This window comes from Bradyrhizobium sp. USDA 3315 (assembly GCF_054056795.1).
On the sequence record NZ_JBSRYP010000001.1, the window covers coordinates 8,429,752 to 8,453,851 of the forward strand.

At 63.7% G+C, this 24,100-nt stretch carries 25 protein-coding genes; 8 read left to right on the forward strand and 17 right to left on the reverse strand.

What is annotated here, in order from left to right; genetic code table 11:
- Positions 1-623: 623 nt before the first annotated feature.
- On the forward strand, positions 624-812 hold the full coding sequence (locus ACVIYL_RS39500; protein ID WP_028331611.1) for a hypothetical protein: 189 nt from the start codon (positions 624-626) through the stop codon (positions 810-812).
- 187 nt (positions 813-999) lie between these two features.
- Here the strand turns inward: ACVIYL_RS39500 and ACVIYL_RS39505 are convergent, their stop codons facing one another.
- The 8 genes from ACVIYL_RS39505 to ACVIYL_RS39540 all read right to left on the reverse strand — a co-directional run bounded on the left by ACVIYL_RS39505 (position 1,000) and on the right by ACVIYL_RS39540 (position 5,543).
- The gene (locus ACVIYL_RS39505) at positions 1,000-1,209 is read right to left on the reverse strand and encodes a hypothetical protein (protein WP_456781116.1); all 210 of its coding nucleotides are present in this window, start codon (positions 1,207-1,209) and stop codon (positions 1,000-1,002) included.
- Between the two features lie 769 nt (positions 1,210-1,978).
- Entirely contained in the window at positions 1,979-2,236 is a 258-nt protein-coding gene (locus ACVIYL_RS39510; protein ID WP_225641843.1) for a hypothetical protein, read from the reverse strand.
- A gap of 179 nt (positions 2,237-2,415) precedes the next feature.
- Positions 2,416-3,444, reverse strand: coding sequence for an NAD-dependent epimerase (locus ACVIYL_RS39515; RefSeq protein ID WP_375166971.1), 1,029 nt, complete (start codon positions 3,442-3,444; stop codon positions 2,416-2,418).
- A gap of 93 nt (positions 3,445-3,537) precedes the next feature.
- Positions 3,538-3,954, reverse strand: coding sequence for a hypothetical protein (locus tag ACVIYL_RS39520; RefSeq protein ID WP_456781117.1), 417 nt, complete (start codon positions 3,952-3,954; stop codon positions 3,538-3,540).
- A 55-nt stretch (positions 3,955-4,009) separates the two neighbouring features.
- Positions 4,010-4,288 (reverse strand): hypothetical protein, encoded by a 279-nt coding sequence (locus tag ACVIYL_RS39525; RefSeq protein WP_057020207.1) that lies wholly within the window; start codon positions 4,286-4,288, stop codon positions 4,010-4,012.
- Between the two features lie 169 nt (positions 4,289-4,457).
- Positions 4,458-4,655, reverse strand: coding sequence for a hypothetical protein (locus tag ACVIYL_RS39530; RefSeq protein ID WP_028331616.1), 198 nt, complete (start codon positions 4,653-4,655; stop codon positions 4,458-4,460).
- 161 nt (positions 4,656-4,816) lie between these two features.
- Positions 4,817-4,975, reverse strand: a complete 159-nt coding sequence (locus ACVIYL_RS39535) for a hypothetical protein (protein ID WP_168856472.1) — start codon at positions 4,973-4,975, stop codon at positions 4,817-4,819.
- 415 nt (positions 4,976-5,390) lie between these two features.
- Positions 5,391-5,543 carry a hypothetical protein gene (locus tag ACVIYL_RS39540; protein ID WP_016841798.1) on the reverse strand — a complete coding sequence of 51 codons (153 nt, stop codon included), beginning with the start codon at positions 5,541-5,543 and terminating at the stop codon, positions 5,391-5,393.
- A 264-nt stretch (positions 5,544-5,807) separates the two neighbouring features.
- Between ACVIYL_RS39540 and ku the strand changes: the two genes are divergently transcribed.
- Positions 5,808-6,785, forward strand: a complete 978-nt coding sequence (gene ku, locus ACVIYL_RS39545) for a non-homologous end joining protein Ku (protein ID WP_456781118.1) — start codon at positions 5,808-5,810, stop codon at positions 6,783-6,785.
- A gap of 54 nt (positions 6,786-6,839) precedes the next feature.
- On the forward strand, positions 6,840-7,067 hold the full coding sequence (locus ACVIYL_RS39550) for a hypothetical protein (protein ID WP_016841800.1): 228 nt from the start codon (positions 6,840-6,842) through the stop codon (positions 7,065-7,067).
- Positions 7,068-7,097: 30 nt separating this feature from the next.
- On the opposite strand, the gene ACVIYL_RS39555 is transcribed toward ACVIYL_RS39550, so the two are convergent.
- Positions 7,098-7,262 carry a Flp family type IVb pilin gene (locus ACVIYL_RS39555; RefSeq protein WP_016841801.1) on the reverse strand — a complete coding sequence of 55 codons (165 nt, stop codon included), beginning with the start codon at positions 7,260-7,262 and terminating at the stop codon, positions 7,098-7,100.
- Between the two features lie 424 nt (positions 7,263-7,686).
- On the opposite strand from ACVIYL_RS39555, the gene ACVIYL_RS39560 reads away from it, so the two are divergent.
- The gene (locus ACVIYL_RS39560; protein ID WP_456781119.1) at positions 7,687-9,321 is read left to right on the forward strand and encodes a thiamine pyrophosphate-requiring protein; all 1,635 of its coding nucleotides are present in this window, start codon (positions 7,687-7,689) and stop codon (positions 9,319-9,321) included.
- Between the two features lie 83 nt (positions 9,322-9,404).
- The gene (locus tag ACVIYL_RS39565) at positions 9,405-10,619 is read left to right on the forward strand and encodes an NAD(P)/FAD-dependent oxidoreductase (RefSeq protein ID WP_456781120.1); all 1,215 of its coding nucleotides are present in this window, start codon (positions 9,405-9,407) and stop codon (positions 10,617-10,619) included.
- A 155-nt stretch (positions 10,620-10,774) separates the two neighbouring features.
- On the opposite strand, the gene ACVIYL_RS39570 is transcribed toward ACVIYL_RS39565, so the two are convergent.
- The 7 genes from ACVIYL_RS39570 to ACVIYL_RS39600 form a co-directional block, all read right to left on the reverse strand.
- On the reverse strand, positions 10,775-12,019 hold the full coding sequence (locus tag ACVIYL_RS39570; RefSeq protein ID WP_456781121.1) for an ABC transporter substrate-binding protein: 1,245 nt from the start codon (positions 12,017-12,019) through the stop codon (positions 10,775-10,777).
- Positions 12,020-12,060: 41 nt separating this feature from the next.
- On the reverse strand, positions 12,061-13,539 hold the full coding sequence (locus ACVIYL_RS39575) for an ATP-binding cassette domain-containing protein (RefSeq protein WP_028331621.1): 1,479 nt from the start codon (positions 13,537-13,539) through the stop codon (positions 12,061-12,063).
- Positions 13,540-14,466: a branched-chain amino acid ABC transporter permease gene (locus ACVIYL_RS39580; RefSeq protein WP_057020202.1), complete on the reverse strand. Its 927-nt coding sequence runs from the start codon at positions 14,464-14,466 to the stop codon at positions 13,540-13,542.
- Position 14,467: 1 nt separating this feature from the next.
- The gene (locus ACVIYL_RS39585; RefSeq protein WP_018270667.1) at positions 14,468-15,343 is read right to left on the reverse strand and encodes a branched-chain amino acid ABC transporter permease; all 876 of its coding nucleotides are present in this window, start codon (positions 15,341-15,343) and stop codon (positions 14,468-14,470) included.
- 93 nt (positions 15,344-15,436) lie between these two features.
- Positions 15,437-16,660, reverse strand: a complete 1,224-nt coding sequence (locus ACVIYL_RS39590) for an ABC transporter substrate-binding protein (RefSeq protein ID WP_076833190.1) — start codon at positions 16,658-16,660, stop codon at positions 15,437-15,439.
- A 479-nt stretch (positions 16,661-17,139) separates the two neighbouring features.
- Complete coding sequence (locus ACVIYL_RS39595) at positions 17,140-18,735, reverse strand: MDR family MFS transporter (RefSeq protein WP_456781122.1); 1,596 nt, start codon at positions 18,733-18,735, stop codon at positions 17,140-17,142.
- A gap of 159 nt (positions 18,736-18,894) precedes the next feature.
- On the reverse strand, positions 18,895-19,431 hold the full coding sequence (locus ACVIYL_RS39600) for a YcgN family cysteine cluster protein (protein ID WP_016841827.1): 537 nt from the start codon (positions 19,429-19,431) through the stop codon (positions 18,895-18,897).
- A 288-nt stretch (positions 19,432-19,719) separates the two neighbouring features.
- Between ACVIYL_RS39600 and ACVIYL_RS39605 the strand changes: the two genes are divergently transcribed.
- The 3 genes from ACVIYL_RS39605 to ACVIYL_RS39615 are packed head-to-tail and all read left to right on the forward strand — an operon-like array spanning position 19,720 to position 23,190.
- Positions 19,720-21,993, forward strand: a complete 2,274-nt coding sequence (locus ACVIYL_RS39605) for a transglycosylase domain-containing protein (RefSeq protein WP_253609526.1) — start codon at positions 19,720-19,722, stop codon at positions 21,991-21,993.
- Position 21,994: 1 nt separating this feature from the next.
- Entirely contained in the window at positions 21,995-22,573 is a 579-nt protein-coding gene (locus tag ACVIYL_RS39610) for a DUF1214 domain-containing protein (RefSeq protein WP_016841830.1), read from the forward strand.
- Positions 22,570-23,190, forward strand: a complete 621-nt coding sequence (locus ACVIYL_RS39615) for a DUF1254 domain-containing protein (RefSeq protein WP_057020197.1) — start codon at positions 22,570-22,572, stop codon at positions 23,188-23,190. The genes ACVIYL_RS39610 and ACVIYL_RS39615 overlap by 4 nt, the downstream gene beginning before the upstream one ends.
- Here the strand turns inward: ACVIYL_RS39615 and ACVIYL_RS39620 are convergent.
- Positions 23,187-24,029 (reverse strand): MBL fold metallo-hydrolase, encoded by an 843-nt coding sequence (locus tag ACVIYL_RS39620; RefSeq protein ID WP_456781123.1) that lies wholly within the window; start codon positions 24,027-24,029, stop codon positions 23,187-23,189. The genes ACVIYL_RS39615 and ACVIYL_RS39620 overlap by 4 nt on opposite strands.
- Between the last annotated feature and the right edge of the window lie 71 nt (positions 24,030-24,100).

Below are 24,100 nucleotides of genomic sequence, written 5' to 3' on the forward strand. Positions count from 1 at the left end.
TATAAGCTATGTAAATGCAACAGGAAATTCAAATTGAGGGTTTCCCGGGGGCCTTTCGGGAGCCTCGAACTTGCCGGTCGGCAGCAACACATAGTGCGAAGAAACGCCGAAGCTGCAAGGTATTGAGCGGAATATACGGGGAATATTCCTCCGCTGAAAGGGCCCGATAAAAAAAGTTATACGACTTTCTGTTATGAGAGTTTGATCGGGATAACTGGCGCACTGTTTGCATTCTCAAACGGGAAGCAAATGAGAATATTCAATCGGTCTCTCGACAGATTGTGAGTGCGCCATGCCTCGCCGCGATAATCGCCCCACCGGTCAAGCGCAACTTTCACAAATTTCTAACAAATTAATCCCGCGAGTTTCGCGTCCGGCCGCTTGCGGGCGTACACGCCCAGCAGTAGTTACTAGGACGTTAGGTGTCATGAGGGTTTCAACATATTTGAGGATTATTTTCACGAAACCTAACACTCATATCTCGATCCACGAATTATCAATTAAGCGCTTTCCCACCCGAGGCCATCAGGCGGAACCACGTCCGCCCGATAATCCGCGAACCATTCCGTGCTGACGCTTGTCAGAGCCAGTCTCTGATCAACATTTTTGCGAGGATCGACACCATGGCGCGTCTCAAGGTCTTCGAGGGGAACCAACCCGCGTCAAGCGAGGCGGCCGACATCCTGGAACGCCTCGTCGCGGAGAATTGCGAGCTCCGGCATACCGCGGTCGAACTGGTCTTGCAGAATTGGATCCTGCGCGAGCGTCTGTCCGATGTCGGGGCACGCAAGTCCGTGCCGCTGGAGCACTGACCACCCCAACCCTCACGACCGCGATTATCCGCAGCAAACGTCCGCCAGCTCGCCTAGACGAGCATCGGGCCAGCGCATCATTCAATTTAGAATTGAAATGTCCGCAACTGCAGGCGCGCCAGCATGCTCGCCGGATTGGCGAGGATGTGGCCGCATATTCTGCCGATGAGAAAGAGGCTGACGGACTTCAGCTGTGAACCCGGCGCAGCGCGACGCGCGGGGTGTTCTGCTCTCGAGACATGCCGAACGAACGCGACGAGCCCGAGCGTTCCTGGATTTCACGTAACTCAGCGATATCAAGCATCAGCGCAACGACTTCGTTGCGCAGCGATTGATTGGTCGCGAGCAACGCCTCTTCGATCGGCTGATGCAAATGTTGAACTTTGTGCTGCTTCATGGCGCGCCCTCGCTCTGCGGTTAAGGGTATGAGCGATGTGATTGAAGTTTCGATGACAGGGTTATTCCGCGCACATGGAAGGCGGTTAATGGGGCAGGTTTGCGACCAACATGGCTCCGAGTTAAATTTTCTCAATCAGGTTCCACAACCTGATCGCGAAGCGCTCGATCGGCGGCCTTTGATGTGTCGTACAGATGAGTTGGCAGCGGCAGCTATGAGGCGCGCGGCTGGACAACGCGGCTCAATGTGGGTCGGAAGCTCTACCAAGCGCATGATATTGCTTGGTGATCATTGATGGCTGCCGAGTTGTTTCAACCGAACGTGCATTGTCCGGCTATCACAATGTCGCCGTGTTACAGCGATCGCGCTTCAAGGGACGCGCTCAGCTGCACACAAGATATTCCACCAAAGCTGCTCCGCAGACGCAAAATCTGCTGCTGCCACGTCCATCAAGGATCGCAGAGTGTTTCGACCGGTTGCGAATATTGAAGCGGCTGACGGTGCCCAGAAGCGCTCGAGCAATCCAGCGAAATGAATTCAACGCTGAACATCGGACCAAACGCGATTTCGCCTCCGCCGGACCCAACCGCGCTAACGCTATTCTAATTAAAATGAGCGGGACCGAAGCGTCCGGCTTGAACAGTGGGAGTGAACGCCTTTCGCGCGCCTGTCGCTGCATTCGCACGCGCTTGCACAGTCCCCACGAACAGCAGCGACAGCGAAGATTCGCCATAAGCATCGCTAATTCGCCCCGCGTCGCGATCGCGCGCTATTTCGATTTAGGAGGCGTATCGTCGTCCATCTTGCCACCATTGGCGACGCACTTGTTGAAATAGTCCCGCTGGGCTTTGGCGCCTCCCCGAGCGCTCCCGGAAGCGGGATTGCCGGGCTGTAGCGGCGGAAATGCCTTCGCCACCAAGGCATCGCAGGCGCGCGCCACCTGCACGTCGATCGCATGCGCGGGAACCATTGCGCTGGAGATCATGATCACGGCTGAGGCGATCGCAAAACCCGAGATAACTCGCATTGCCACACTCCGTTCCAAACTGAATCAGTTTTTTTCTCGAGCCCGGACTCGCAAGGAGCGCACTAAAGCATGATCCGAAAGTGCGAAGCGGTTTTCCGTCGCAACAAAACGCGGATCGCATTTGCGCGAAGATCAAGCTCTGACTGCGAGCTGAAACACGACGACGATTCTCGCGGCGCCTAGGTCCGATCGACGTCGTGATAGGCCCGATACCAGGCGACAAACCTGGCAATGCCATCCTCGATCCGCGTCTGCGGGCGGAAGCCGATTTCACGCTCCAGGTCGGAGACGTCGGCCGACGTCTCCAGTACATCTCCCGGTTGCATCGGCAGCAACTGCTTTTCGGCCTGTCGCCCCAAGCCCTGCTCGAGCAGCGCCACCACATGCATCAGTTCTTCCGGCCTGCTGTTGCCGATATTGTAGACCCGCCACGGCGCCCGGCTCGAACCCGGATCGGGATGCGCTCCCGACCAGTTGACGTCGCCTTCCGGCGCGCGGCCGATCAACCGCACCATCGCCTCGACCACGTCGTCGACATAGGTGAAGTCGCGCCGCATGTTGCCATTGTTGAACAGCTGGATCGGCTTGCCCTTGGTGATCGCGTCGGCGAACGCATAGAGCGCCATGTCCGGCCGATACCACGTCCCATACACGGTGAAAAACCGCAGCCCGGTTGCCGGCACGCGATAGAGATGGCTATAGGAATGCGCGATCAGCTCGTTGGCCTTCTTGGTTGCGGCGTACAGGCTGACGGGATGGTCGACATTGTCGTGGACCGAAAACGGCAACTTGGTGTTGGCGCCATAGACCGACGATGAGGACGCAAACAACAGGTGCCTGCACGCAGTGTGCCGGCAGCCCTCGAGGACGTTGAGGAAACCCTCCAGATTGGAATCCGCATAGGCGTGCGGGTTCTGCAGGGAATAGCGCACGCCGGCCTGCGCGGCGAGATGCACCACGACCTCGAAGCGATAACGCTCGAACAGCGCCTTCATGCCGGCGCGGTCGGCGAGGTCGAGCTCCACGAAGGTGAAGCCACGGTGCTGCTTGAGCAGATCGAGGCGCGCGCGCTTGAGCGCCGGGTCGTAATAGTCGTTCAGATTGTCGATGCCGATGACCGGCTGCCCTGCCCTCAGCAGATGCTCCGCCAGATGGAAGCCGATGAAGCCGGCGCAGCCCGTGACGAGTAGATTGCCTGCGATCACCACGTCTTGCCTGTGCCTTTCGCCTTGCGCCGGACCGTCGGATACGCCGTTACACGCGGCAACCGCGGCTGCCTTCGCGTTGCGCGCCGCCAGGCGTCAGCTGCTGGCGGCCGGAGGCTCGTAGTCCGGAAAACGGCTCAGGACCGCGGCCTTCATGAACTTGAAGTGCGCAATCTCGGTCGCCAATTCCTTCAGCCGGCGCTGGCCGTTTAAGATCTCGGCGTCAAACAGGTCTTGATGATAGTTGTCAAGCGCCTCGCGTTCCAGATATTCGTCGGTGCCGTTGCCGAGAGTCACCGCGGCGCGGGCCAGAACATCATCGACGCGGCGGCCAAGACCGGATTGCTCGCTTTCGGCCGCCTGCAACGCGGCCTCGATCGCGGCCATGATCGATCCGATCCGGGTGCGATCGGTCTCGGCATCGCGCTCAGCCGAGCGTGCCTTGAACCCTTCCTCGCCGCGCCGCGATTTGATCAGGTCGTGCGCGCGAGACCGCAAAAACAGCTGAAACATCTGTCAGTATCCGGTTCGGGCCCATTGAGGCAGCACAGGTCAAAATCGCCCGGTCTTAGTTAAAAAAGGGTGAATTGCCCTCATGCCCGGCTCTCAGGTCGGCTTTCCACTTGATCCAGGCCTTGTCGTGCTTGTCATAGAGTTCGAGCCACCGTCCCTCACCGGCTGACGGCACCAGGCCCGTCCCATTATCGTGCCCGTCCGCCAGTCCCGGCAGCGAGGAGTCCAGGTCCTCGAACTCCGACGTCTCCTCAAGCGTCAACCCGACCAGCACACGCTTGCCACTGACATCGACGACATACCGCCTTGGCGAATGCCCCCTGAGATCACTCATGACGTGAAAGTTCCCTTGCGATCCGCGGGGCTGGCGACGAGATCAGGGGCACGCTGGCATGCAACCAACCCGCCTGCCGCAACGGACGCCGACATGATGACCGATTGCATGTTGCCAGCCAACCCCAACTCACCGCACACCGTCGCGCTACCTCGATCGAACTACTCCGCTAGAACGCGCGACGCATGTGGCCGAACGCACTGACCGGCTGTTCCCGCCTCGACGATTTCGCGGCTGATGGCGCCACATACGGTGCATAGATCCGATATTGCGCGCGGCGCTTGTGCGACCGCCACGAGCGCGCGGCGAAACCGGAGAAGAAGCCTGCGACGAACACCGCCGCGAGAATCAGAGCAGGAGAAACCATCACAACCGTCCACGTTCGCCCCGATGTTATTAACATTCGAAGTTGTGACGACATCATGATTGGACGCGCCGAAAGATTGTTCAGCCGCTGGAATTTTTGTGCAATCGAACGACGCATCAATGATCAGGCGTCGACAATAATTGTTCTCGCGAGAGAACGTCTCAGGAGAACCACCAGAGCATGAATTTCAGGAACATCGAGCTGAGAAGATAAATCCACCCCGCCATCGCCAGCACCGTCAGTCCGACGAAGACACCTGAAACGCTTTTCTCCTTGAAGCGCGCCAGCAACGAGTTTTTTTCTTCTTGCGAGTAGAACATCTCAGGCTCAAGGCGTAACTGATTCAAATCAGCTAGCAGTCAATTTCGATGATCTCGTGACGCGTCGCAGCAGCCATTCGCATCGCGCATCACAGATCACCGCTGCAAAACGCCGCCAGGCCGCACGCCATCGCGCAGTGGAAATTCCGTTCGACACGATCAGGAATTTTACGTCGGCGATCGCGGCGGCCCGCGCGCCGGAATTTCCCTTCGGATCCTCGCCCGATCGACGTCACATACGTCGATCAAGACGGTCGTGCAGCTTGACCATGCGATGTGGCCGGCATGCAGGATAGCCGCGCGCCGGAGGCCGGCGCGACCGAACGGATTCTTCCCGGGAGCAATCTGCCCGCTTCGCCCTGCCTCTCAGTTTAACAATCAAGTCCTCGCACGCGGTCAACCAATGATAATCGCCTCACACGCGGAAAAAGGCGAACCAGACAATGCCGAGGATCAGGACGGCCAGCCCTGTCGAGGCCGTGAGCAGCGCGAGAACCGAAGGTCCAGGCTCGGCCTGCCGCGCCTCGGTCGGGGTTTCGACAATTTGGCCGTGTCGTTCCGTTGCCATGGCAACCTCTTTGCTTAAGTGCCTGTAATTCCGGCGTTTGCCGCGCCCCTTCGACAGCCAACGCGTGATCGGGAGCGATGTTCCGAGGGCGTTGACGGCTGGGCCGACGGCAATCCCGCCCGCCGCGTCAAACGGGCGCAGCGCGAGGGCACGGTTAACGCCGTTGCGAGATTCACCGGGCCGTGTTGTTTCAAACTGGGGTGCCCGGTGTTATCCTTGACCGTACCGTCGGTTGCGTAATCGGAGTTTCCCTGGAGTTCCCCCATGGCCCCTCGCGCCAATTGGAAGGGCTTTTTGCGCCTTTCGCTCGTGACTTGCCCGGTTGCCCTGTACCCGGCGACATCGGATACTGAAAAGGTCTCCTTCAACCAGATCAACCGCAGGACCGGCCACCGGATCAAATACGCCAAGGTCGACGCCGAGACCGGCGAGGAAGTCTCCACCGAAGACATCATGAAGGGCTACAAGGTCGACACCGACACCTATATCGAGGTCACCAAGGAAGAGCTCGACGACATCGCGCTGGATTCGACCCGCACCATCGAGATCGACGAATTCGTGCCGCGCAGCGAGATCGACAGCCGCTATCTGATCCGCCCCTACTACCTCGTTCCCGACGGCAAGGTCGGCCACGACGCCTTTGCGGTGATCCGCGAGACCATCCGCAGCCTGAACAAGGTCGCGATCGGCCGCGTGGTGCTGACCAATCGCGAGCACATCATCGCGCTCGAGCCGCTCGACAACGGGCTGATGGGCACACTGTTGCGCTACCCGTATGAAGTGCGCAGCGAGAAGGAGTATTTCGACGACATCCAGGATGTGAAGATCACCAAGGACATGCTCGATCTCGCCAGGCACATCGTCGAGCAGAAGTCCGCCGACTTCGATCCGGAGGAGTTCGAGGACCGCTACGAGCAGGCGCTGATCGACCTGATCAACCAGAAGCGCAACGGCATCAAGGTGGCCAAGCCCGCGGCGAAGACCAGCGGCAACGTCATCAACCTGATGGACGCGCTGAAGAAGAGCCTCGCCAACGAGAAGCAGGCCGCGCCCGCCAAGGCCGAGGCCAAGGCCGCGAAGGGCAAGAAGCCGAAGAAGCGCATCGAGGGCCAGCGCGAAATGCTGCTGCCGATTTCGGGCAGCGGCAAGCGCGAGCCCAAGGAGGCCGCCAAGCCCGAGCCGAAGAAGGCCGAGAAGACAACGCGCGCCCAGGGCACCGCGGCGCGCAAGAAGGCAGGCTAGCGCAGCGACCGCAAGATGAGCCCGGTCCACAGCGCCTGAGATGTCCCGGTCGAGATGCCCTGGTCGACGCCGTTTGACGAACCGATCGCGCTGCATCGCGGCGGCACGCTGGTGACGCTGCAGCACGCTGCCGACTACATCATGAAGCTATCGGAAGACACCCAGCAGGAGACGCGCTGGCAGATCGCGGTCGAGCATCTGATCAATGCGGCGGAACAAGGTGCCGGCTGGTTGATGTTCGCGCGCATCGCGATGCTGCGCGCGTTGAATGGGGACGACTGAATCCGGAAAATGGCGAACTGCCGGCAGCGCTTACTTGAATGCCGAACTGACGGCATTGAATTGGCCGCTTACACTGGTGCCGATGCCCCTGACGCCCGCGACGATCACGATGCTGATGCCACCGGCGATGATGGCGTATTCAATGGCCGTCGCCCCGACCTCATCACGCAGAAACCTTGCCATCAACGCGCGCATGAAAAGCTCCTGTCCGACGCTCGCGGCTTTTTCTCCCGCGCCGTAGTAATATGCTTGCGAAACTAGGCCACATTGGTTGACGGCCCATTGAGGGAAAGGATGAACGATCGCTTAAAGGTTGCAGGGAATTTCCCTGCTAGTTCTGCCTGCATCAGGTTGCCGCCGGGCGAGGCACCGGGCCGCGGCCGGAGCGCTTTCCAGCGAAGTGGACACCGGCTCGCGCAAAGAAAACGCGTCAAAACAAGTATCTAGAGCTCCGTTCTGATCCTGTCTGACCGGAAACAGCTCCAGTCGTAAACGCATATCAGAACTACCTGATCCGGCCCCGGCCGCGCTTTACCGGTGCCGCGGAATCCTGTTCCTTTATCGGACAGGCGACAACGAGGCCGGAACGAACCGGCCGCATACGAAGGGAGTGACCGTCATGAAGCTCGGCACCGCGATCGCGGAAATCATGAAGCGCGAGGGGATCGAGATCCTCACGGGCTACCCGGTCAACCATTTGATAGAATACGCCGCCAATGCCGACATCCGCCCGGTGATGGTGCGCCAGGAGCGCATCGGCGTGCACATGGCGGACGCAATCTCCCGCGTCACATCGGGCGAGAAGATCGGCGCCTTCTGCATGCAGCACGGCCCCGGCGCGGAGAACGCGATGGGCGGCGTCGCGCAGTGCTACGGCGAATCCGTGCCCGTCCTGGTGCTGCCGATGGGCTATGCGCGTCGGCTCGCGAATATCGACCCGAACTTCAATTCCAGCCAGGCGATGAAGGCGTTTTCAAAATCGTCGGAGCCGATCAACATCGCAGCCGAGGTCTGCAACATCTTTCGGCGGGCATTTACAAAATTGAAGAACGGCCGCGGCGGGCCGGTCATCGTCGAAATCCCCGCCGACATGTGGAACGAGGAGGTGCCGGAGCCCTTGAACTACACGCCGGTGCTGCGCACCCGCTACGGCGCCGACCCCGTCCATGTGAAGGAAGCGGCCGCCCTGCTCGTTGGCGCCAAGCGTCCGGTGATCTATGCCGGCCAGGGCGTGCACTATGCAAAGGCCTGGCCGCAGCTGAAGCGCCTCGCCGAACGGCTCGCGATCCCGGTCACCACCAGCCTCGGCGGCAAGTCGTCCTTCCCCGAGACGCACCCGCTCTCGCTCGGCTCCGGCGGCCTCGCGGTGCCGCGCGCGGTGCCGAAATTTCTTTCCGAAGCCGACGTGATCTTCGGCATCGGCTGCTCCTTCACCGAGACGTCATTCGGCATCGCGATGCCGAAGGGCAAGACCATCATCCATTCGACGCTCGATCCGAACCACATCAACAAGGATGTCGAGGCCAAGGTCGGCCTCGTCGGCGACGCCGGCCTGGTGCTCGACGCGCTGCTGGAGGAGATCGGCAAGACCGTGACCTCGGACCGCAACGCAAGCGCGGTCGCCGAGGAGATCGCCGCCTCCCACAAGGAGTGGCTCGCCAAGTGGATGCCGATGCTGACGCACAACGACGCGCCGCTCAATCCCTACCGCGTGCTGTGGGACCTGCAGCACACCGTCGACATCCACAACACCGTCATCACCCACGACGCCGGCAGCCCGCGCGACCAGCTCTCGCCGTTCTGGAAGTCCGTCGAGCCGCTGTCCTATATCGGCTGGGGCAAGACCACGCAGCTCGGCTACGGCCTCGGCCTTGCGATGGGCGCCAAACTGGCAAAGCCGGACAAGCTCTGCATCAATGTCTGGGGCGATGCCGCGATCGGCTTTACGGGGATGGACTTCGAGACCGCGGTGCGCGAGCGGATTCCGATCATGTCGATCCTGCTCAACAATTTCTCGATGGCGATCGAATTGAAGGTAATGCCGATCTCGACCGAGAAATACCGCTCGACCGACATCTCCGGCGATTACGCCGCGATGGCCCGGGCCTTCGGCGGCTACGGCGAACGGGTGACCAAGCCCGAGGACATCATCCCCGCGATCAAGCGCGGCATCCAGAAGACCAAGGAAGGCGTGCCGGTGCTGCTGGAGTTCATCACCAGCAAGGAGACCGAGGTGTCGCGGCCCGGGACGTGAGGGCACCTCACACGCCGCTCTGCCACTTGATTTGACCGCGCCAGCACAGGCAAGCTCCCTCCGGTGCAACTTCGGAGGGAGAGATGGCGCGCATCCTGGTGCTGGGGGCCGGCTTTGCCGGGCTATGGGCCGCGCTCGGCGCAGCCCGCAAGCGCGACGAGATCGGTGCGCGGGCAGCAGACGCCGAAATTCTCGTCGTCGATCGCAACGCCTATCACAACATCCGGGTGCGCAATTACGAGGTCGATCTCGGCGACGTCGCGCTGCCGCTCAAGGACCTGCTCGATCCGGTTGGCGTCGGCCACATGGTGGCCGAGGTCGCGGCGATCGATCCGGCGACGCGCGCCGTCACGGTGAGGACGGGCGCGGGCGCGGAGGTTGTGAGCTACGACCGGCTGGTGCTGACCACCGGCAGCGAGTTGGTCCGCCCCGCCATCTCGGGCCTTGCCGCCCACGGCTTCGATGTCGACACGTATGAAGCAGCGATGCGGCTCGACACGCATCTGGCGGCGCTCGGTAAAGAGCCGCCGTCAGAGGCACGCGCGAGCATCGCGGTCGTCGGCGCAGGGTTCACCGGGATCGAGGTCGCGACCGAGATGCCGGCCAAGCTGGCGCACGCCGGCATCACCGGCGATCATCGGGTCATCCTGATCGATCCCAATCCCGTCGTCGGCGCGACCTTCGGCGCGCATGGCCGCCCGGTCATCAACGAGGCGCTGGCCGCGCTCGGCGTCGAGACGCGGCTGAATGTCCGGGTCAGTGCCGTCGGCGCCGACAGCATCACGCTCGATGGCGGCGAGATCATTCCGACCAAAACCGTGGTGTGGTGCGCCGGCATGCGCGCCAGCCCCCTCGCCGCCTCGCTGCCGGCCAGGCGCGACGCGCTCGGCCGGATCAAGGTCGACCATACCATGCGCGTCGAAGGCCTTGCGGACGTCTTCGCCGCCGGCGACGTCGCCGCCTGCCTGATCGACGGCGAGCACCCGACCGTGATGTCGTGCCAGTTCGCGCGGCCGATGGGCCGCTTCGCCGGCCACAATGTGGTGGCGGACCTGTTTGGCGAGAAGTTGCTGCGGCTCAATATCGACTGGTATGTGACGGTGCTCGATCTCGGCGCCTGGGGTGCGCTCTACACCACCGGCTGGGACCGCGAGGTGCACACCACAGGCGCCGCCGCCAAGCTCACCAAGCAGACCATCAACCAGCAGCGCATCTATCCGCCACGCAACGGCGACCGCGCCGCGCTGCTCGCGGCGGCCGCGCCGACGATCCAGACGGCGCCGCCGACGCGCAAGTAGTTTGGGACTCACATTCGCCGATCGTCATTGCGAGCCACCCGGTCGGCGCGAAGCGCCGCCGGATGACAGGCTCCGCGAAGCAATCCACCCCTCCACGCCGGGATAAATGGATTGCTTCGTCGCTACGCTCCTCGCAACGACGGCGCGTACGTCTGCTACTGCGACAGCTTCACAAAGTTCGGAAACTTCATCTGGCCCTCGGCGATCGCCTTCGGCCAGACCGTGATCTGCCTGCCGCCCTGCCACTGGAACACGAGGCCGGTCACCGCGCCCGGACCGGACTTGATGCCGTGAGTGAACTCGTCGTTCTTGCCGTAGAACTGGATCTTGCCGATCGTGCCCTCGAAGTCGGTCTTCTCGAGCTCGGTCACCATCTTGTCCGGATCGGTCGAGCCGGCGCGCTGAATCGCCTCGGCGATGATGTAGACCTCGTCATAGGCGGTGTAGCCGGTATAGGCCGGCGGCGTGCCGAACTTGGCCTTGAACGCCGCCGCGAACGGCTTGGTCTTCGGCGTGACGGCAACATCAGGCGTCGCCACCGCGAGCGAGGGCACGCCCTCGGCGGCGCCGTTGGTGTCGCCCCAGAAGGTCGGGCTCAGCGCCTGCGCGCTGATGCCGAACATCGGGATCGGTACCTGCTGGTTCTTCCACTGCACGGTCGGCTGCACGCCGACATGGGAGATGCCGGTGACGATCACGTCGGGCTTGGCGGCTTCCATCTTGTTGAAGATCGGCGTGAAGTCGGTGGTGTCGGGCGAGAAGCGAATGTGCTCGACCACCTTCAGGCCCGCTTTCGGCAGGCAGGCCTCGTAGCCGACGTCGAGCGGCTTGGTCCAGGCCGCGTCCTCGCTCATGATCGCGACCGACTTGAACTTGAGCTGGTCGACCAACAGCTCCTTGGCCGCGTCGCAGACCAGCTGCGCCTGCGCGGCCGAGGTCAGGTAGCCGTGGAAGGTGTACTTGTTCTTCTCATAGTCGTTGTGGATCGCTTTGGTGATCTCGTTCGAGGCGGCGCCGGGCGTGATCAGCGGCATCTTCAACCGCGCAGCCCACGGCTCGAGCGCCAGCACGACCTCGCTGATGTAGCTCGCGATCACGGCGGAGACCTTGTCCTCGCTCACCGCGCGCTGGAAGGCGCGCACCGAGTCCGCCGACGAGCTCTTGTTGTCGTAGGTGACGATCTCGATCTTGCGGCCCATCACGCCGCCCTTGGCGTTGATCTCGTCGGCTGCGATCTGCGCGCCACCCGGCGTCGCCGCACCCGCGATCGACTGTACTTCGGCAATGATGCCGATCTTGATCGGGTCCTTGGACTGCGCATAGGCCGGCGCGGCGAGGCAGAGCGCGAGCACCGAGGCCAACAGGCTCACGCGGGTCGCGGTTGAATATGCCGTCATCATGATCTCCCTTGTTTTGCTTTCTTCTTTTCAAACTGCGAACGTCAGAGAAAGTCCTTGCCGGCCTCCGCGGCGAACCGGCCCGGATCGCCCTCCCAGACGATCCGCGCGTGCTCCAGCACATAGACGCGGTCGGCATGCGGAAGCGCAAACGTCACGTTCTGCTCGCCCAGCAGCACCGTGATCTTGGTGGTCTGACGCAGCTTCTCCAGCGCCTTCGACAGCAGCTCGAGGATAACAGGAGCAAGCCCCAGCGTCGGCTCGTCCAGGATCAGGATCTGCGGCTGCATCATCAGCGCGCGGCCGATTGCCAGCATCTGCTGCTCGCCGCCGGACAGCGTCTGCGCCATCTGGCCCTGGCGTTCCTTCAGGATCGGGAACAGCTCGAACAGCCAGGCGAGTTGCTTGGCCCGCGCCGCGTCGTCGAGATGTTGGCCGCCGAGGTCGAGATTTTCCCGCACCGTCATCTCGCCGAACAATTCGCGCGATTCCGGACATTGCACGAGGCCGGAGCGAGCGATCTTCGCGGGTCCCGTGCCGCGCAGTGGCTGCCCGCCGCGCAGGATCTCGCCGGTATACGGCAGGAAGCCCGAGATGGTGTTGAACAGCGTGGTCTTGCCGGCGCCGTTGAGGCCGACGACGGAGACGAATTCGCCCTCATGGACGTGGATCGAGACGTTCTCCAGCGCCTGCGCCTTGCCGTAATGCACGCTGACATTCTCGACCTGCAGCAGCGGCACCTTATCCTTGAACGAGGTCTCGGGCCGCGCGTGGGTCTCGATCGCGCCGCCAAGATAGACCCGCCGCACGGTCTCGTTCTTCATCACGTCCTCGGCTCGGCCGGTCGTGATCTCCTCGCCGAGATACATCGCGAGCACGCGGTCGACCAGCGCCGCGACGCTCTTGACGTTGTGATCGACCAGCATCACCGCGCGGCCCTCGTCGCGGAAGCTGCGGATCAATGCGGAGAAGGTACCGACCTCGGCGCTGGTGAGACCAGCAAAGGGCTCGTCGACCAGCACGACCTTGGGGTCGCGCGCGATCGCTTTGGCCAATTCCAGCCGGCGCAGGTCGGCGAACGGCAGCGTCGGCGGGCGGCGGTCCATCACCGCCCCCAACCCGACGCGCTCGGCGATCCACTTGGCGCGCTCAGTCAGCGCCTTGTCGGGAAACAGCATGAACAGGCTGTCGGGCAACAGCGCGACCATGATGTTCTCCAGCACAGTCTGCCGGTTCAGGGGCCGCGAGTGCTGGAACACCATGCCAAAACCCTTGCGCGCGATCTTGTGCGCAGGCAGCCCGGCGACGTTCTCGCCCTCGAACAGCACCTCGCCCGCGGTCGGACGCTCGATGCCCATCACGCTCTTCATCGCGGTCGACTTGCCCGACCCGTTCGGCCCGATCAGGCCGAGGATCTCGCCGGGATGCAGGTCGAACGAGAGATTCTTCACGGCGGTCAGGCCGCCGAATCTTTTGGTCAATCCACGGACGGTGAGCGTTGCTGTGGTCACAGTCTGATCCATTTAAGAGCGCGCCTCGCGTGACAGGGCCGCTCCGAGGAAACCGCCGGGGAAGAACAGGACGACGAGCAGCGCCACCGCCGAGACGATGAAGGTCGCAAGCTCGCCGGTCGGGCGCAGGAATTCGCCGGCGACGATCAGGAAGATCGCGCCTAATGCGGCGCCGAGCACGGTGCGCCGGCCGCCGAGCACGGCGGAGACGATCACGTTCACGCCGACCGCAACGTCAACCACGGTGCCGACCGAGGCGGTGCCGAAGTAGAACACGAGCAGCGCGCCCGACAGTCCCGAGAAGAAGGCGCTGACGATGAAGGCCGCGAGCTTGTGCTTGACGATGTTGAAGCCGAGCGCGCCGGCCTGCACCGGATCCTGCCCGCTCGCCTGCAGCACGAGGCCGACCGGCGATTGCGACAGGCCGTACAGGATGGCCGCGCTCACGGTCATGAAGCCGAGCGCGATCCAGTAATTGGCGCCGGCATTGATGGTGATGACGTCAGGGATGGTGAGCCCAATCTCGCCGCCGGTGAGATCGGCGAACACCACGACGAAGTTCTGCAGCATCAAGACCGCCACCAGCGTGGTCAGGCCGAAATACGGTCCTCTCACCCGCAGCGCCGGCAGCGCCAGCACGAAGCCCGCGACGACCGACGCCAGCGCGCCGAGCAGGATGCAGAGATAGACCGACCAGCCGAACTGGTTGTTGAGAATTCCTGCAGTGTAGGCGCCGGTGCCGATCAGGAAGGTCGGGCCGAAATTCACCTCGCCGGCAAAGCCGAACAAGAGGTCCCAGGCCATCGCGAACACGCCGAAATAGAACGCGACGGTCAGCAGCCCGAGGATGTAGCCCGAGACGTAGAACGGCAGCGTCGCGGCGACCACCACGCAGACCAGCGAAATGAAGAACAGGCGCGAGGAAAAGAAGCTGGCCATCTCAGCGCCTCCCGAGCAGGCCCTGAGGCCGGATATACATCACGAACACCAGAAGCAGCAGCGCCGGAATGGTGCGATAGGCCGGCGAGATCATGTAGGCCGTGATGGTCTCGAGATAGCCGACGACGAAGGCTGCGATCAGCGAGCCCGACACGCTGCCGAGGCCGCCGAGCACGACGATCGAGAACGCGCTCGCGGTCAGCGGCCCGACGCTGTAGGAGCTGACGCCGAGGAACATGCCGAGCAGCACGCCGGCGATGCCGGCGAGAATGCCGTAGATGCCCCACACCACGATGTAGATCTGGGTGAGCTCGAGCCCGAGCAGCGTGACGCCGCGCGGGTTCATCGAGGCCGCCAGTACCGCCTTGCCGGTCCTGGTGCGGTTCACCAGTAGCCACAGCAGGCCGATCACGAGGCAGCAGACCAGCGCGGTGAAGATATTGTTGCGCGGTGTGCGGTTGCCGAAGATATCGACGACACCCTCGACGATCGGCAGCACCGTCTTGGCGTTGTTGGTGAAGAAATACGCGATCAGCTCCTGGATCATGATGCCCCACAGCAGGGTGCCGGTGAGGACGAAGATTTCCTTCTCCTCGTTGGGGATCCGCCTGGAATTCTGGATCGGCTTGACGACCGCGAAATAGGTCGCGAACGACACGATCAGCGCGACGCCGACACCGAACAGCGCGCCGGTGTAGATGTCGAGGTGCAGCACGCTGGCCGCGGCCCAGGCCGCGACCGCCGCGGCCACCATGATGGCACCGTGGGAGAGGTTGAGGACGCCGGAGACACCGAAGATCAGGGTGAAACCGGTGGCGCCGAGCGCATAGAGCGCGCTGATGGCAAAGCCATCGATCAGGATTTGTAAGGCAAGCATCTCAGATTGGCCGCGGCAGCTGGGCTGCCTGTTGTGGAGGACACAGAACCGAACAGGGATGCTCCCGGGTGGGCCCGGGAGCATGATCATCAGTCAGTTCGTGGTGACCTTGATGAAGCTCGGGAACTTGAGATCGCTCTTGGCGACCTCCTTCGGCCAGACAGCGACCTGCTTGCCGCCCTGCCACTGCAGCATCAGTCCGGTGATCAGGCCCTTGCCGTACTTGATCGAGTGGGTGAACGGATCGTCCTTGCCGTAGAACTGGACGCGTCCGATGGTGCCTTCCCAGTCGGTCTTCTCCAGCGCATCGACCATCTTGTCGGCCTCGACCGAGCCGGCGCGCTTCACCGCATCGGCGATGTAGTAGACCTCGTCATAGGCGGTGTAGCCCGCGTAGGACGGATAGTTGCCGTAGCGCTTCTTGAAGCCTTCCGCGAACGGCACCGACTTCGGCGTCACCGCGACGTTCGGGCCGGACACGCCCTGATACAGCACGCCTTCCGCCGCATCGTTGGTGTCCTTGCCGAAGGTCTCGTTGGTCGCCTGCGAGGAAATGCCGAACATCGGGATCGGCACCTGCTGGTTCTTCCACTGCACCGTCGGCTGCACGCCGACATGCGAGATGCCGGTGATGATCACGTCGGGCTTGGAGCCTTCGACCTTGTTGAAGATCGGCGTGAAGTCGGTGGTGTCGGGCGAGAAACGGATATGGTCGACGACCTTGAGCCCGATCTTCGGCAGGCACTCCTCGTAGCCGACATCGAGCGGCTTGGTCCACGCGGCATCCTCGCTCATGATGACCGCGGTCTTCATGTGCTTCTGATCGACCAGCAGCTCCTTGGCGGCGTCGCAGACCGACAGCGCCAGCGCGGCCGAGGTCAGGTAGCCGTGGAAGGTGTACTTGTTCTTCTCGTAATCGGCGTGGACGCTCTTGCTGATCTCGTTGGAGGCGGCGCCGGGCGTGACGAACGGCGTCTTCAGGCGCGAAGCCCAGGGCTCGAGCGCCAGCACCACTTCGCTGATGTAGCTCGAAATGACGACGTTGACCTTGTCTTCGTTGACCGCGCGCTGGAACGCGCGCACCGAATCCGCCGAGGACGAGTGGTTGTCGTAGCTGACGATCTCGATCTTGCGGCCGTCGATGCCGCCCTTGGCATTGATCTCGTCGGCGGCCAGCTGCGCCGCCTGCGGGATCGATGCACCGGCAATCGCCTGCGCTTCGGCGATCACGCCGATCTTGAGGGTGTCGGCAGCCAGCGCTCCGCTCGGCGCCGCAGCCAACAGGCCCAACACGGCCGCTCCTGCAAGTTTCTGCATCGCGTGCACGGGGAGTCGCAATGTTCTTGTCACCCTGTTTCTCTCCTCTTTTTCTTCGGCTGCTTCGAGCTCTTGGGGCGCGACTATAGCCGCGACAAAATGCGCAGCAAGTGAAACTGCGCGCAGATCGCCATGCAAGGACGGCGACTAAAGTAGTGGGTCGGCGCTCACCAAATGAACAAACATGAGGCAGCGGGGGAATAAAGTGGTGGTGCACCGATCGCTCAGATCGTCATTCCCCGCTGCGCAAATTACGCGGGGCGAGCGAAGCGGAGAGAGCGGAACGAAAAGCACGGCTCGGGCAATTCATGTCGCGAGAACGCGGATTGTTGCCCGCTGGCCGTGCGACAAGCTCAGTGCCATCCCTGCGAAAGCGGGGACCCACAACCACGGATGCTCATTGTTACGCGATTTGGAACGACGAGTCCGATTCACAACATCCGCCGCGGCGACGACAGCGGTGTATGAGGCGACTGCCTCTACTCCGCCATCTCCGCCGGCGGGTGGGCGGCGGGACCAGCGAGCGGGCGCTCTTCCATCGTGATCATGCAGATCGAGGCGGTGGTCAGCAGCACGGCGGCGGCGCCGAACACGTAGCGGAACGCATGGATCATGTCGGCCATCGGGATCGCGCTGACGGTGCCGGCGGAGGCGGCATGATGCTCGCCGGCGAGCGAGATGTCGGTCCCCAGCGTCATCAGCAGGATGGTAGTGAAGGCGGCGACCGTGAAGGAGGCCATCATCGCGCGGAAGAAGTTCATCGCGCCGGTCACGGTACCGACCTGCGGCCGCGCCACCGCGTTCTGCAACGACACCACGCTGATCGGGAATGTGGTGCCGAGGCCGAGCGCGAACACGCTCATCAACAGCAATAATCCCCACAGCGGCAGCGTCGTCACCGCCATGCCGACGGCACAGATCGCGGCCACCGAGGTGCCGACGATGGCGACGCGCTTGTAGTGCTTGGCCTTCGCCATGGTCCGGCCGGCGATCGCCGCACCGAAGGTCGAGATCGCCGCGAGCGGGATCAGCGCGAGGCCGGCCTCGCTGGCCGTGAGATGATAGACCACCTCGTAATAGAGCGGCAGATGCACGGTGAGGCCGACCATGGCGCCGAGCGCACAGCCGCCCGCCCCCATCGCGAACGGCACCACCGAGCCGCCGAGCAGCGATAACGGCAGGAACGGCTCGTCGGCGCGGCGCGCGTGCCAGACGAAGGCGCCGGCGAGCGCGATCGAGGCACCCACCATCGCGGTGATGGTCGGCGACAGCCAGGACAGACGGGTGCCGCCCCAGGTCAGCACCAGCATCAACACGACGGCCGAGGCCATCAGCAGGATGCCGCCGAGCCAGTCGACCTTGCGCTTGCGGTGGAACACCGGGATCTTGCCCATCTTCGGCAGCAGCAGCGCCAGCGCCGCCGCCGCGAGCGGCAGGTTGATCCAGAAGATCATCGACCAGTGCAGATGCTCGGCGAACACGCCGCCGACCACCGGGCCGAGAATGCCGCCGGCCATCCAGACGCTTGAGAAATAGGCCTGATAGCGGCCGCGCTCGCGCGGGCTCACCACGTCGGAGATCACGGTCTGGACCACCGGCATGATGCCGCCGCCGCCGAGCCCCTGCAGGCCGCGGGCGACGATCAGCATCGTCATGCTGGGCGCGATTGCGCACAGCACCGAGCCGACCACGAACAGGCTGAGCGAGGTGATGATCATGACGCGGCGGCCATAGATGTCGCTCAGCGTGCCGAACACCGGCGCCACCGCGGTGGAGGCGAGCAGATAGGCCGTGATCACCCAGGACAGATTGGTGACGTCGTGAAACTGGCGCCCGATCGTCGGCAGCGCGGTCGCGACGATGGTCTGGTCGAGCGCGGCCAGGAACATCGTCAGCATCAGGCTGATGACAATGGTGCGGACTTCGTCCGGATTGAGCGGTGCCGGCGGCGCCAACGGCGGCGCTTCGCTGAGTTCGATCACCTCGCTCGGAAGGCGGGACAGCTCTTCGGCAATGTCGTCGGGCAATGTCTCTTGGTCGGCAGGAATCCGGCTCTGCCGTTCATACTTGTTCATTTGAGGCGTAATGCTGCTGCGCGGGCGCGTCCCGCGATGGAATCATTCTCTACTTCGCAATTTATGCAGCAATTGAATGCTGAGGCAGGCACCCCAGCGCATGGGTGCATCCCGCCGCGATGTTCTCGCGGTGACGTGATCGCGGACGCGGCGACGACGTCACGCTTTGGTCGTCTTGCCCAGCATTTTCGGCCGCTTCTTCAATTGTGCCCGTTTCGGCAGCAGAGCCGGCCATCGCACGATATGATCCTCGAGATCGGCGTCGTTGACGTCGAGTTCGGTACCCTCCACCCGCCCGCGCACCGAGACGCCGGCTTCATGGACGGTGTTGGGATCGCCCGAGATCAGGGGATGCCACCAATAGAGGTCCCGCCCCTCGGCCACCAGCCGGTAGCCGCAGCTCGGCGGCAGCCAGTTCAGCGTCCGGACGTTTTCGGGCGTCAGGCGGACGCAATCCGGAACCTGGTCGGAACGGTTCGGGTAGTCCTTGCAGGTGCAGAGGCCGGAATCGAGCAGCTTGCAGGAGATATGGGTGAAATAGATCTTGCCGGTGTCCTCGTCCTCGAGCTTCTCCAGGCAGCACCGTGCGCAGCCGTCACACAGGCTCTCCCATTCGGCGTTGGACATCTCTTCCAACGTCTTGGTTTTCCAGAAGAATCCCTCCTGGTCCGACGGGCGCTTGGGCGGTGCGGTCATGATATCCCTGAAGTGGCGGTGCAACTCTTCTTGGGATGCCGGCAACGCTTGCGCAAGGGGGTGGTATTGCGGGGTCGAAAAAGCCGGTGGGCAGCGTTAGGGCTCCCATTAAATTCACAAGCCGCGCCATTGGTTTATGGCAGCCGCTCGGATAGAACAACGAACGAGTCCCCATCGACGCAAAAGCGCCTTGGGATTGCCGCAACATCGAAGCAAGACGCTGCCCTGTGCCGGGTTTGGGCGCCCGCAGCGCTGTCGAACTGATCAAGGGTCCGGTCCTTTCAGATCATGCCGTCGCATTGGAAACAGAGGGTCCGGAACTTCTTCCTGGACCTCGATGCGCGTATCGACTCGACGCTGTTCTCGTCGGGCAAGGGCCTGCGCGAGCTCTACGAGCGCTATTCCACCTTCATGGACCGCTTCTATGTCGGCCGCTGGAAGCGCTGGGTGTTCATCGAGCCCCTGTCGGAGGCCGCAACCCTTGGGCTCGGCGGCATGATCCTGATGCTGACGCTCGCGATCCCCGCCTTCCGCGAGACCGCCGACGAGGACTGGCTGAAGAAGTCCGACCTCGCGGTGACGTTCCTCGACCGCTACGGCAACCCGATCGGCAGCCGCGGCATCAAGCACAATGACTCGATCCCGCTGGAAGATTTTCCGGACAATCTGATCAAGGCGACGCTCGCGACCGAGGACCGCCGCTTCTACGACCATTTCGGCATCGACGTGCCGGGCCTCGCCCGCGCGCTGGTCACCAACGCGCAGGCCGGCGGCGTCCGCCAGGGCGGTTCGTCGATCACCCAGCAGCTCGCCAAGAACCTGTTCCTGAACAACGAGCGCACCATCGAGCGCAAGGTGAAGGAAGCCTTCCTCGCGATCTGGCTGGAGACGCGGCTCACCAAGAACGAGATCCTGAAGCTCTATCTCGACCGCGCCTATATGGGCGGCGGCACCTTCGGCGTCGACGGCGCGGCACACTTCTACTTCAACAAGTCGGTGCGCGACGTGAATCTCGCGGAGGCCGCGATGCTCGCCGGCCTGTTCAAGGCGCCGACCAAATACGCCCCGCACATCAACCTGCCCGCGGCCCGCGCCCGCGCCAATGTCGTGCTCGACAACCTCGTCGATGCCGGCTTCATGACCGAGGGCCAGGTGTTCGGTGCCCGCCGCAATCCCGCGGTCGCGGTCGACCGGCGCGACGAGAACTCGCCGAACTACTATCTCGACTATGCCTTCGACGAGATGCGCAAGCTGGTCGACACCTTCCCGAAATCCTACACCGAGCGCGTCTTCGTGGTCCGCACCGCGATCGACATGAACGTGCAGAAGGCGGCCGAGGAAGCGATCGAGAACCAGCTGCGACAGTTCGGGCGCGACTATCACGCGACGCAGGCCGCGACCGTGGTGTCCGATCTCGACGGCGGCATCCGCGCCATGGTCGGCGGACGCGACTACGGTGCGAGCCAGTTCAACCGCGCCACGGACGCCTATCGCCAGCCGGGCTCATCGTTCAAACCCTATGTGTACACCACGGCGCTGCTGAACGGCTTCACGCCGAACTCGAAGATCGTGGACGGCCCGGTCTGCATCGGCAACTGGTGCCCGCAGAACTATGGCCATTCCTATTCGGGTCAGGTCACGCTGACGCAGGCGATCACCCGCTCGATCAACGTGGTGCCGGTCAAGCTCTCGATCATGATGGGCGGCAAGGAAGGGCCGAAGGCGGGCCGCGCCAAGATCGTCGAGGTCGCGCGCCGCTTCGGCCTCAAGGCGCCGCTGCCCGATACGCCGTCGCTGCCGATCGGCTCCGACGAAGTCACGGTGCTGGAGCACGCGGTTGCCTATGCGACCTTCCCGAACCGCGGCAAGGCAGTGACGCCGCATTCCGTGCTCGAGGTGCGCACCGGCGCCGGCGACCTGGTCTGGCGCTGGGACCGCGACGGTCCGAAGCCGCGGCAAGCCATTCCGCCGAACATCGCCGCCGATATGGCGGGCATGATGAGCCACGTGGTCAGCGAAGGCACCGCGCGCCGCGCCGCGCTCGACGGCATTCCGACCGCCGGCAAGACCGGCACCACCAACGCCTATCGCGACGCCTGGTTCGTCGGCTACACCGGCAACTTCACCTGCGCGGTCTGGTACGGCAATGACGACTATTCGCCGACCAACCGCATGACCGGCGGTTCGCTGCCGGCGCAGACCTGGCACGACATCATGGTCGCGGCGCATCAGGGCGTGGAGGTCAAGGAGCTGGTCGGCGTCGGCATGGGCCAGAAGCTGCCGCCGCAGCCGGCGCAGGCCAATGCCCAGGCCAACACGGCGCCGCGCGTATTGGAGACCAAGCCGGGCCCGCCGCCGGTTTTGACCAAGCGCGGCGCGGATATCCTGGTGCGGGTCGAGAAGCTGCTCGATGACGCCGCCAGGACCGCCGGCAAGACCACGCTGAACGAGTCCTCGAAGACCGGCAAGGCCGAGTCCTCGAGCGCGCTGGCGTTCCCCGAAAACTACGTTGCCGCGGCCGGGCCGGACGGCGCGACACCGGCACCGCCACGCAAGAACTAACGTGCGGCTCCTCCTCACCACTTTGCTGGCACTCGTCATCGCCACCGCCGTCGGCCTCGGCCTGACCTACGCGACGGCGACCCGCGGCACCGATCTCGGCACGCTGAAGATCGGTGCCTGGACCGCGCGTCCGAAGAGCGGCACCTCCGATGTCGATCCCTACTCGCGCGCCACCATCGCGCGCAGTGGCGAGCTGCCGATCGGCACCGGCGACGGTATCGCGTTCTCGGCAACCACAGACGACAAGAACAAGCCGCTCGACGGCCGCTGCGACATCGTGGTCAGCGGCGTGACGCCGGCGGCGCGGTTCTGGACACTGACCCTGTTCGACCGCAAGGGGCATCTGGTCGCCAACACGCTGCAGCGCTACGGCTTCACCAGCCAGGAGATCATGCGCGCCTCCGACGGCACGTTCGAGATCCACATCGCCTCGCGCTCGCGCGCCGGCAACTGGCTGCCGACCGGCGGCATCGAGCGCTACGCGCTGATGCTGCGGCTCTACGACACGCCGGTCGGGGTCGCGACCCGTACCCAGCGCGACGCGCCGATGCCGTCGATCGCAACGACGGGCTGCCCATGATCCGCGTGCTGCTCACCATCCTCGCAGGCGTGCTGCTCGGCGGCGTGGTGCATCTCGTCAGCGTGCTGGCGCTGCCGCGCATCGCCTCGCAGGACGCCTATTCGCGGCTGACGCCGATGACCAAGCTCAACGAGGTGACGCAGCTGCCGCTGGCCGACCCGAGCCATTCGCCGATGCCGCTGATGGATCCGGCCTTCGCGGTGGCGATCTGCCGCTACGATCTCTCCACCGGGCCGCTCAAGCTCACCGTACCGGTCAGCCAAGCCTATACGTCGGTGTCGTTCTACACCCGCAACGAGGTCGCCTATTACGCGATCAACGACCGCTCCGCCGGCAAGAAGGTGATCGAGCTCGACCTGATGACGGAAGCGCAGCACAACGAGCTGCCGGAGGACGAGGAAATCACCGCTGCCGACCGGCTGATCATCGACTCGCCGACCTCAACCGGCCTGATCCTCCTGAAGGCGCTGGCGCCGGAGCCCGGCCTGATGCCGCAGGCGCAGGCCTCGCTCGCCGCCTCCTCCTGCAAGGTGCAGACCGAGCCGGTCGCGGCCAAGCAGGAGGCGCCGCCGCCGCTGCCTGTGCCGGCCCCGCCGCCTGCGGCACGGAAGCGCTAGCTGGCGGCGAGCGCGTGCCGGCCGCAGCGGCAGGTCTCGTAGTCGACGGGATCGTGGCTGTTGACGATCGTCACATCGGCGCCATGCGCTGCCTTCAATTGCCGCAGCCGCTCCTGGTTCTGGATGCGCATCGCGCGATCCATGTCCGCCCGGCGCTGGAACATGCCGAGCACCAGCGGGATCCGCGGCCTGGCGTCGAGCTGCGCGTGGTGGAAATAGGCGTCGCCGGCGTGCAGCAGCCACCTGTCCTTGTCGCGCACCGCGATCCCGCAATGGCCGAGCGTGTGGCCCGGCAACGGGATCATCAGAATGTCCGGCTCGCGGTCGCCGAGCGCGCGCACGCCCTTGAAGCCGAACCAGTCCTCACCGCCGGCACCATAGAACGCCCAGTCCGGCCCGTGCTGCCACTGCGCCGTGATGTAGCGCCCCTGCGGCGGCGTGACCTGATGCGTTACCGCCATGTCGTACTCCTTGCGATCGACGTGCACCTTGGCCTTCGGAAAGTCCGGCACGCCGCCGGCGTGATCGCGGTCGAGATGCGTCAGCAGCACATGGCGCACATCGTCCGGCGAGAAGCCGAGCGCCTTGACCTGCCGCACCGCCGTCTCGGCCGGATCGAGCCGCGGCGTCGTCTGCCGCACCCATTTGCGTCCGAGCCGCGGCGGGTCGCCGATGTCGTCGAGCCCGATCCCGGTGTCGACCAGCACGAGGCCGTCATTGCTCTCGACCAGCAGGCAATGACAGATCATCCGCGCCCGCTGGAAGATGCTGCCGCTGCCGTTCACGAGCCGCTTTCCGATCGGGCACATCGTGCCGGTGTTGAGATGGTGGATGCGCATGACAGGTCCTCCGCTGTAACAGGCGCAGACTTGCCACTCGCGTTTCCATAGGTAAAATATTGTCTTTCTAT

Excerpts from the sequence above, each read along its gene's own strand:
- ACVIYL_RS39525 (WP_057020207.1), bottom strand. The coding sequence starts at position 4,288 with ATGAGTGATCTCAGGGGGCATTCGCCAAGGCGGTATGTCGTCGATGTC.
- ACVIYL_RS39520 (WP_456781117.1), bottom strand. The coding sequence starts at position 3,954 with ATGTTTCAGCTGTTTTTGCGGTCTCGCGCGCACGACCTGATCAAATCG.
- ACVIYL_RS39540 (WP_016841798.1), bottom strand. The coding sequence starts at position 5,543 with ATGGCAACGGAACGACACGGCCAAATTGTCGAAACCCCGACCGAGGCG.
- ACVIYL_RS39565 (WP_456781120.1), top strand. The coding sequence starts at position 9,405 with ATGGCGCGCATCCTGGTGCTGGGGGCCGGCTTTGCCGGGCTATGGGCC.
- ACVIYL_RS39600 (WP_016841827.1), bottom strand. The coding sequence starts at position 19,431 with ATGACCGCACCGCCCAAGCGCCCGTCGGACCAGGAGGGATTCTTCTGG.
- ACVIYL_RS39570 (WP_456781121.1), bottom strand. The coding sequence starts at position 12,019 with ATGATGACGGCATATTCAACCGCGACCCGCGTGAGCCTGTTGGCCTCG.
- ku (WP_456781118.1), top strand. The coding sequence starts at position 5,808 with ATGGCCCCTCGCGCCAATTGGAAGGGCTTTTTGCGCCTTTCGCTCGTG.
- ACVIYL_RS39535 (WP_168856472.1), bottom strand. The coding sequence starts at position 4,975 with ATGTTCTACTCGCAAGAAGAAAAAAACTCGTTGCTGGCGCGCTTCAAG.
- ACVIYL_RS39620 (WP_456781123.1), bottom strand. The coding sequence starts at position 24,029 with ATGCGCATCCACCATCTCAACACCGGCACGATGTGCCCGATCGGAAAG.
- ACVIYL_RS39595 (WP_456781122.1), bottom strand. The coding sequence starts at position 18,735 with ATGAACAAGTATGAACGGCAGAGCCGGATTCCTGCCGACCAAGAGACA.
- ACVIYL_RS39575 (WP_028331621.1), bottom strand. The coding sequence starts at position 13,539 with ATGGATCAGACTGTGACCACAGCAACGCTCACCGTCCGTGGATTGACC.
- ACVIYL_RS39510 (WP_225641843.1), bottom strand. The coding sequence starts at position 2,236 with ATGCGAGTTATCTCGGGTTTTGCGATCGCCTCAGCCGTGATCATGATC.
- ACVIYL_RS39555 (WP_016841801.1), bottom strand. The coding sequence starts at position 7,262 with ATGCGCGCGTTGATGGCAAGGTTTCTGCGTGATGAGGTCGGGGCGACG.
- ACVIYL_RS39590 (WP_076833190.1), bottom strand. The coding sequence starts at position 16,660 with ATGCAGAAACTTGCAGGAGCGGCCGTGTTGGGCCTGTTGGCTGCGGCG.
- ACVIYL_RS39615 (WP_057020197.1), top strand. The coding sequence starts at position 22,570 with ATGATCCGCGTGCTGCTCACCATCCTCGCAGGCGTGCTGCTCGGCGGC.
- ACVIYL_RS39605 (WP_253609526.1), top strand. The coding sequence starts at position 19,720 with ATGCCGTCGCATTGGAAACAGAGGGTCCGGAACTTCTTCCTGGACCTC.
- ACVIYL_RS39550 (WP_016841800.1), top strand. The coding sequence starts at position 6,840 with ATGCCCTGGTCGACGCCGTTTGACGAACCGATCGCGCTGCATCGCGGC.
- ACVIYL_RS39500 (WP_028331611.1), top strand. The coding sequence starts at position 624 with ATGGCGCGTCTCAAGGTCTTCGAGGGGAACCAACCCGCGTCAAGCGAG.
- ACVIYL_RS39585 (WP_018270667.1), bottom strand. The coding sequence starts at position 15,343 with ATGCTTGCCTTACAAATCCTGATCGATGGCTTTGCCATCAGCGCGCTC.
- ACVIYL_RS39580 (WP_057020202.1), bottom strand. The coding sequence starts at position 14,466 with ATGGCCAGCTTCTTTTCCTCGCGCCTGTTCTTCATTTCGCTGGTCTGC.
- ACVIYL_RS39505 (WP_456781116.1), bottom strand. The coding sequence starts at position 1,209 with ATGAAGCAGCACAAAGTTCAACATTTGCATCAGCCGATCGAAGAGGCG.
- ACVIYL_RS39530 (WP_028331616.1), bottom strand. The coding sequence starts at position 4,655 with ATGGTTTCTCCTGCTCTGATTCTCGCGGCGGTGTTCGTCGCAGGCTTC.
- ACVIYL_RS39560 (WP_456781119.1), top strand. The coding sequence starts at position 7,687 with ATGAAGCTCGGCACCGCGATCGCGGAAATCATGAAGCGCGAGGGGATC.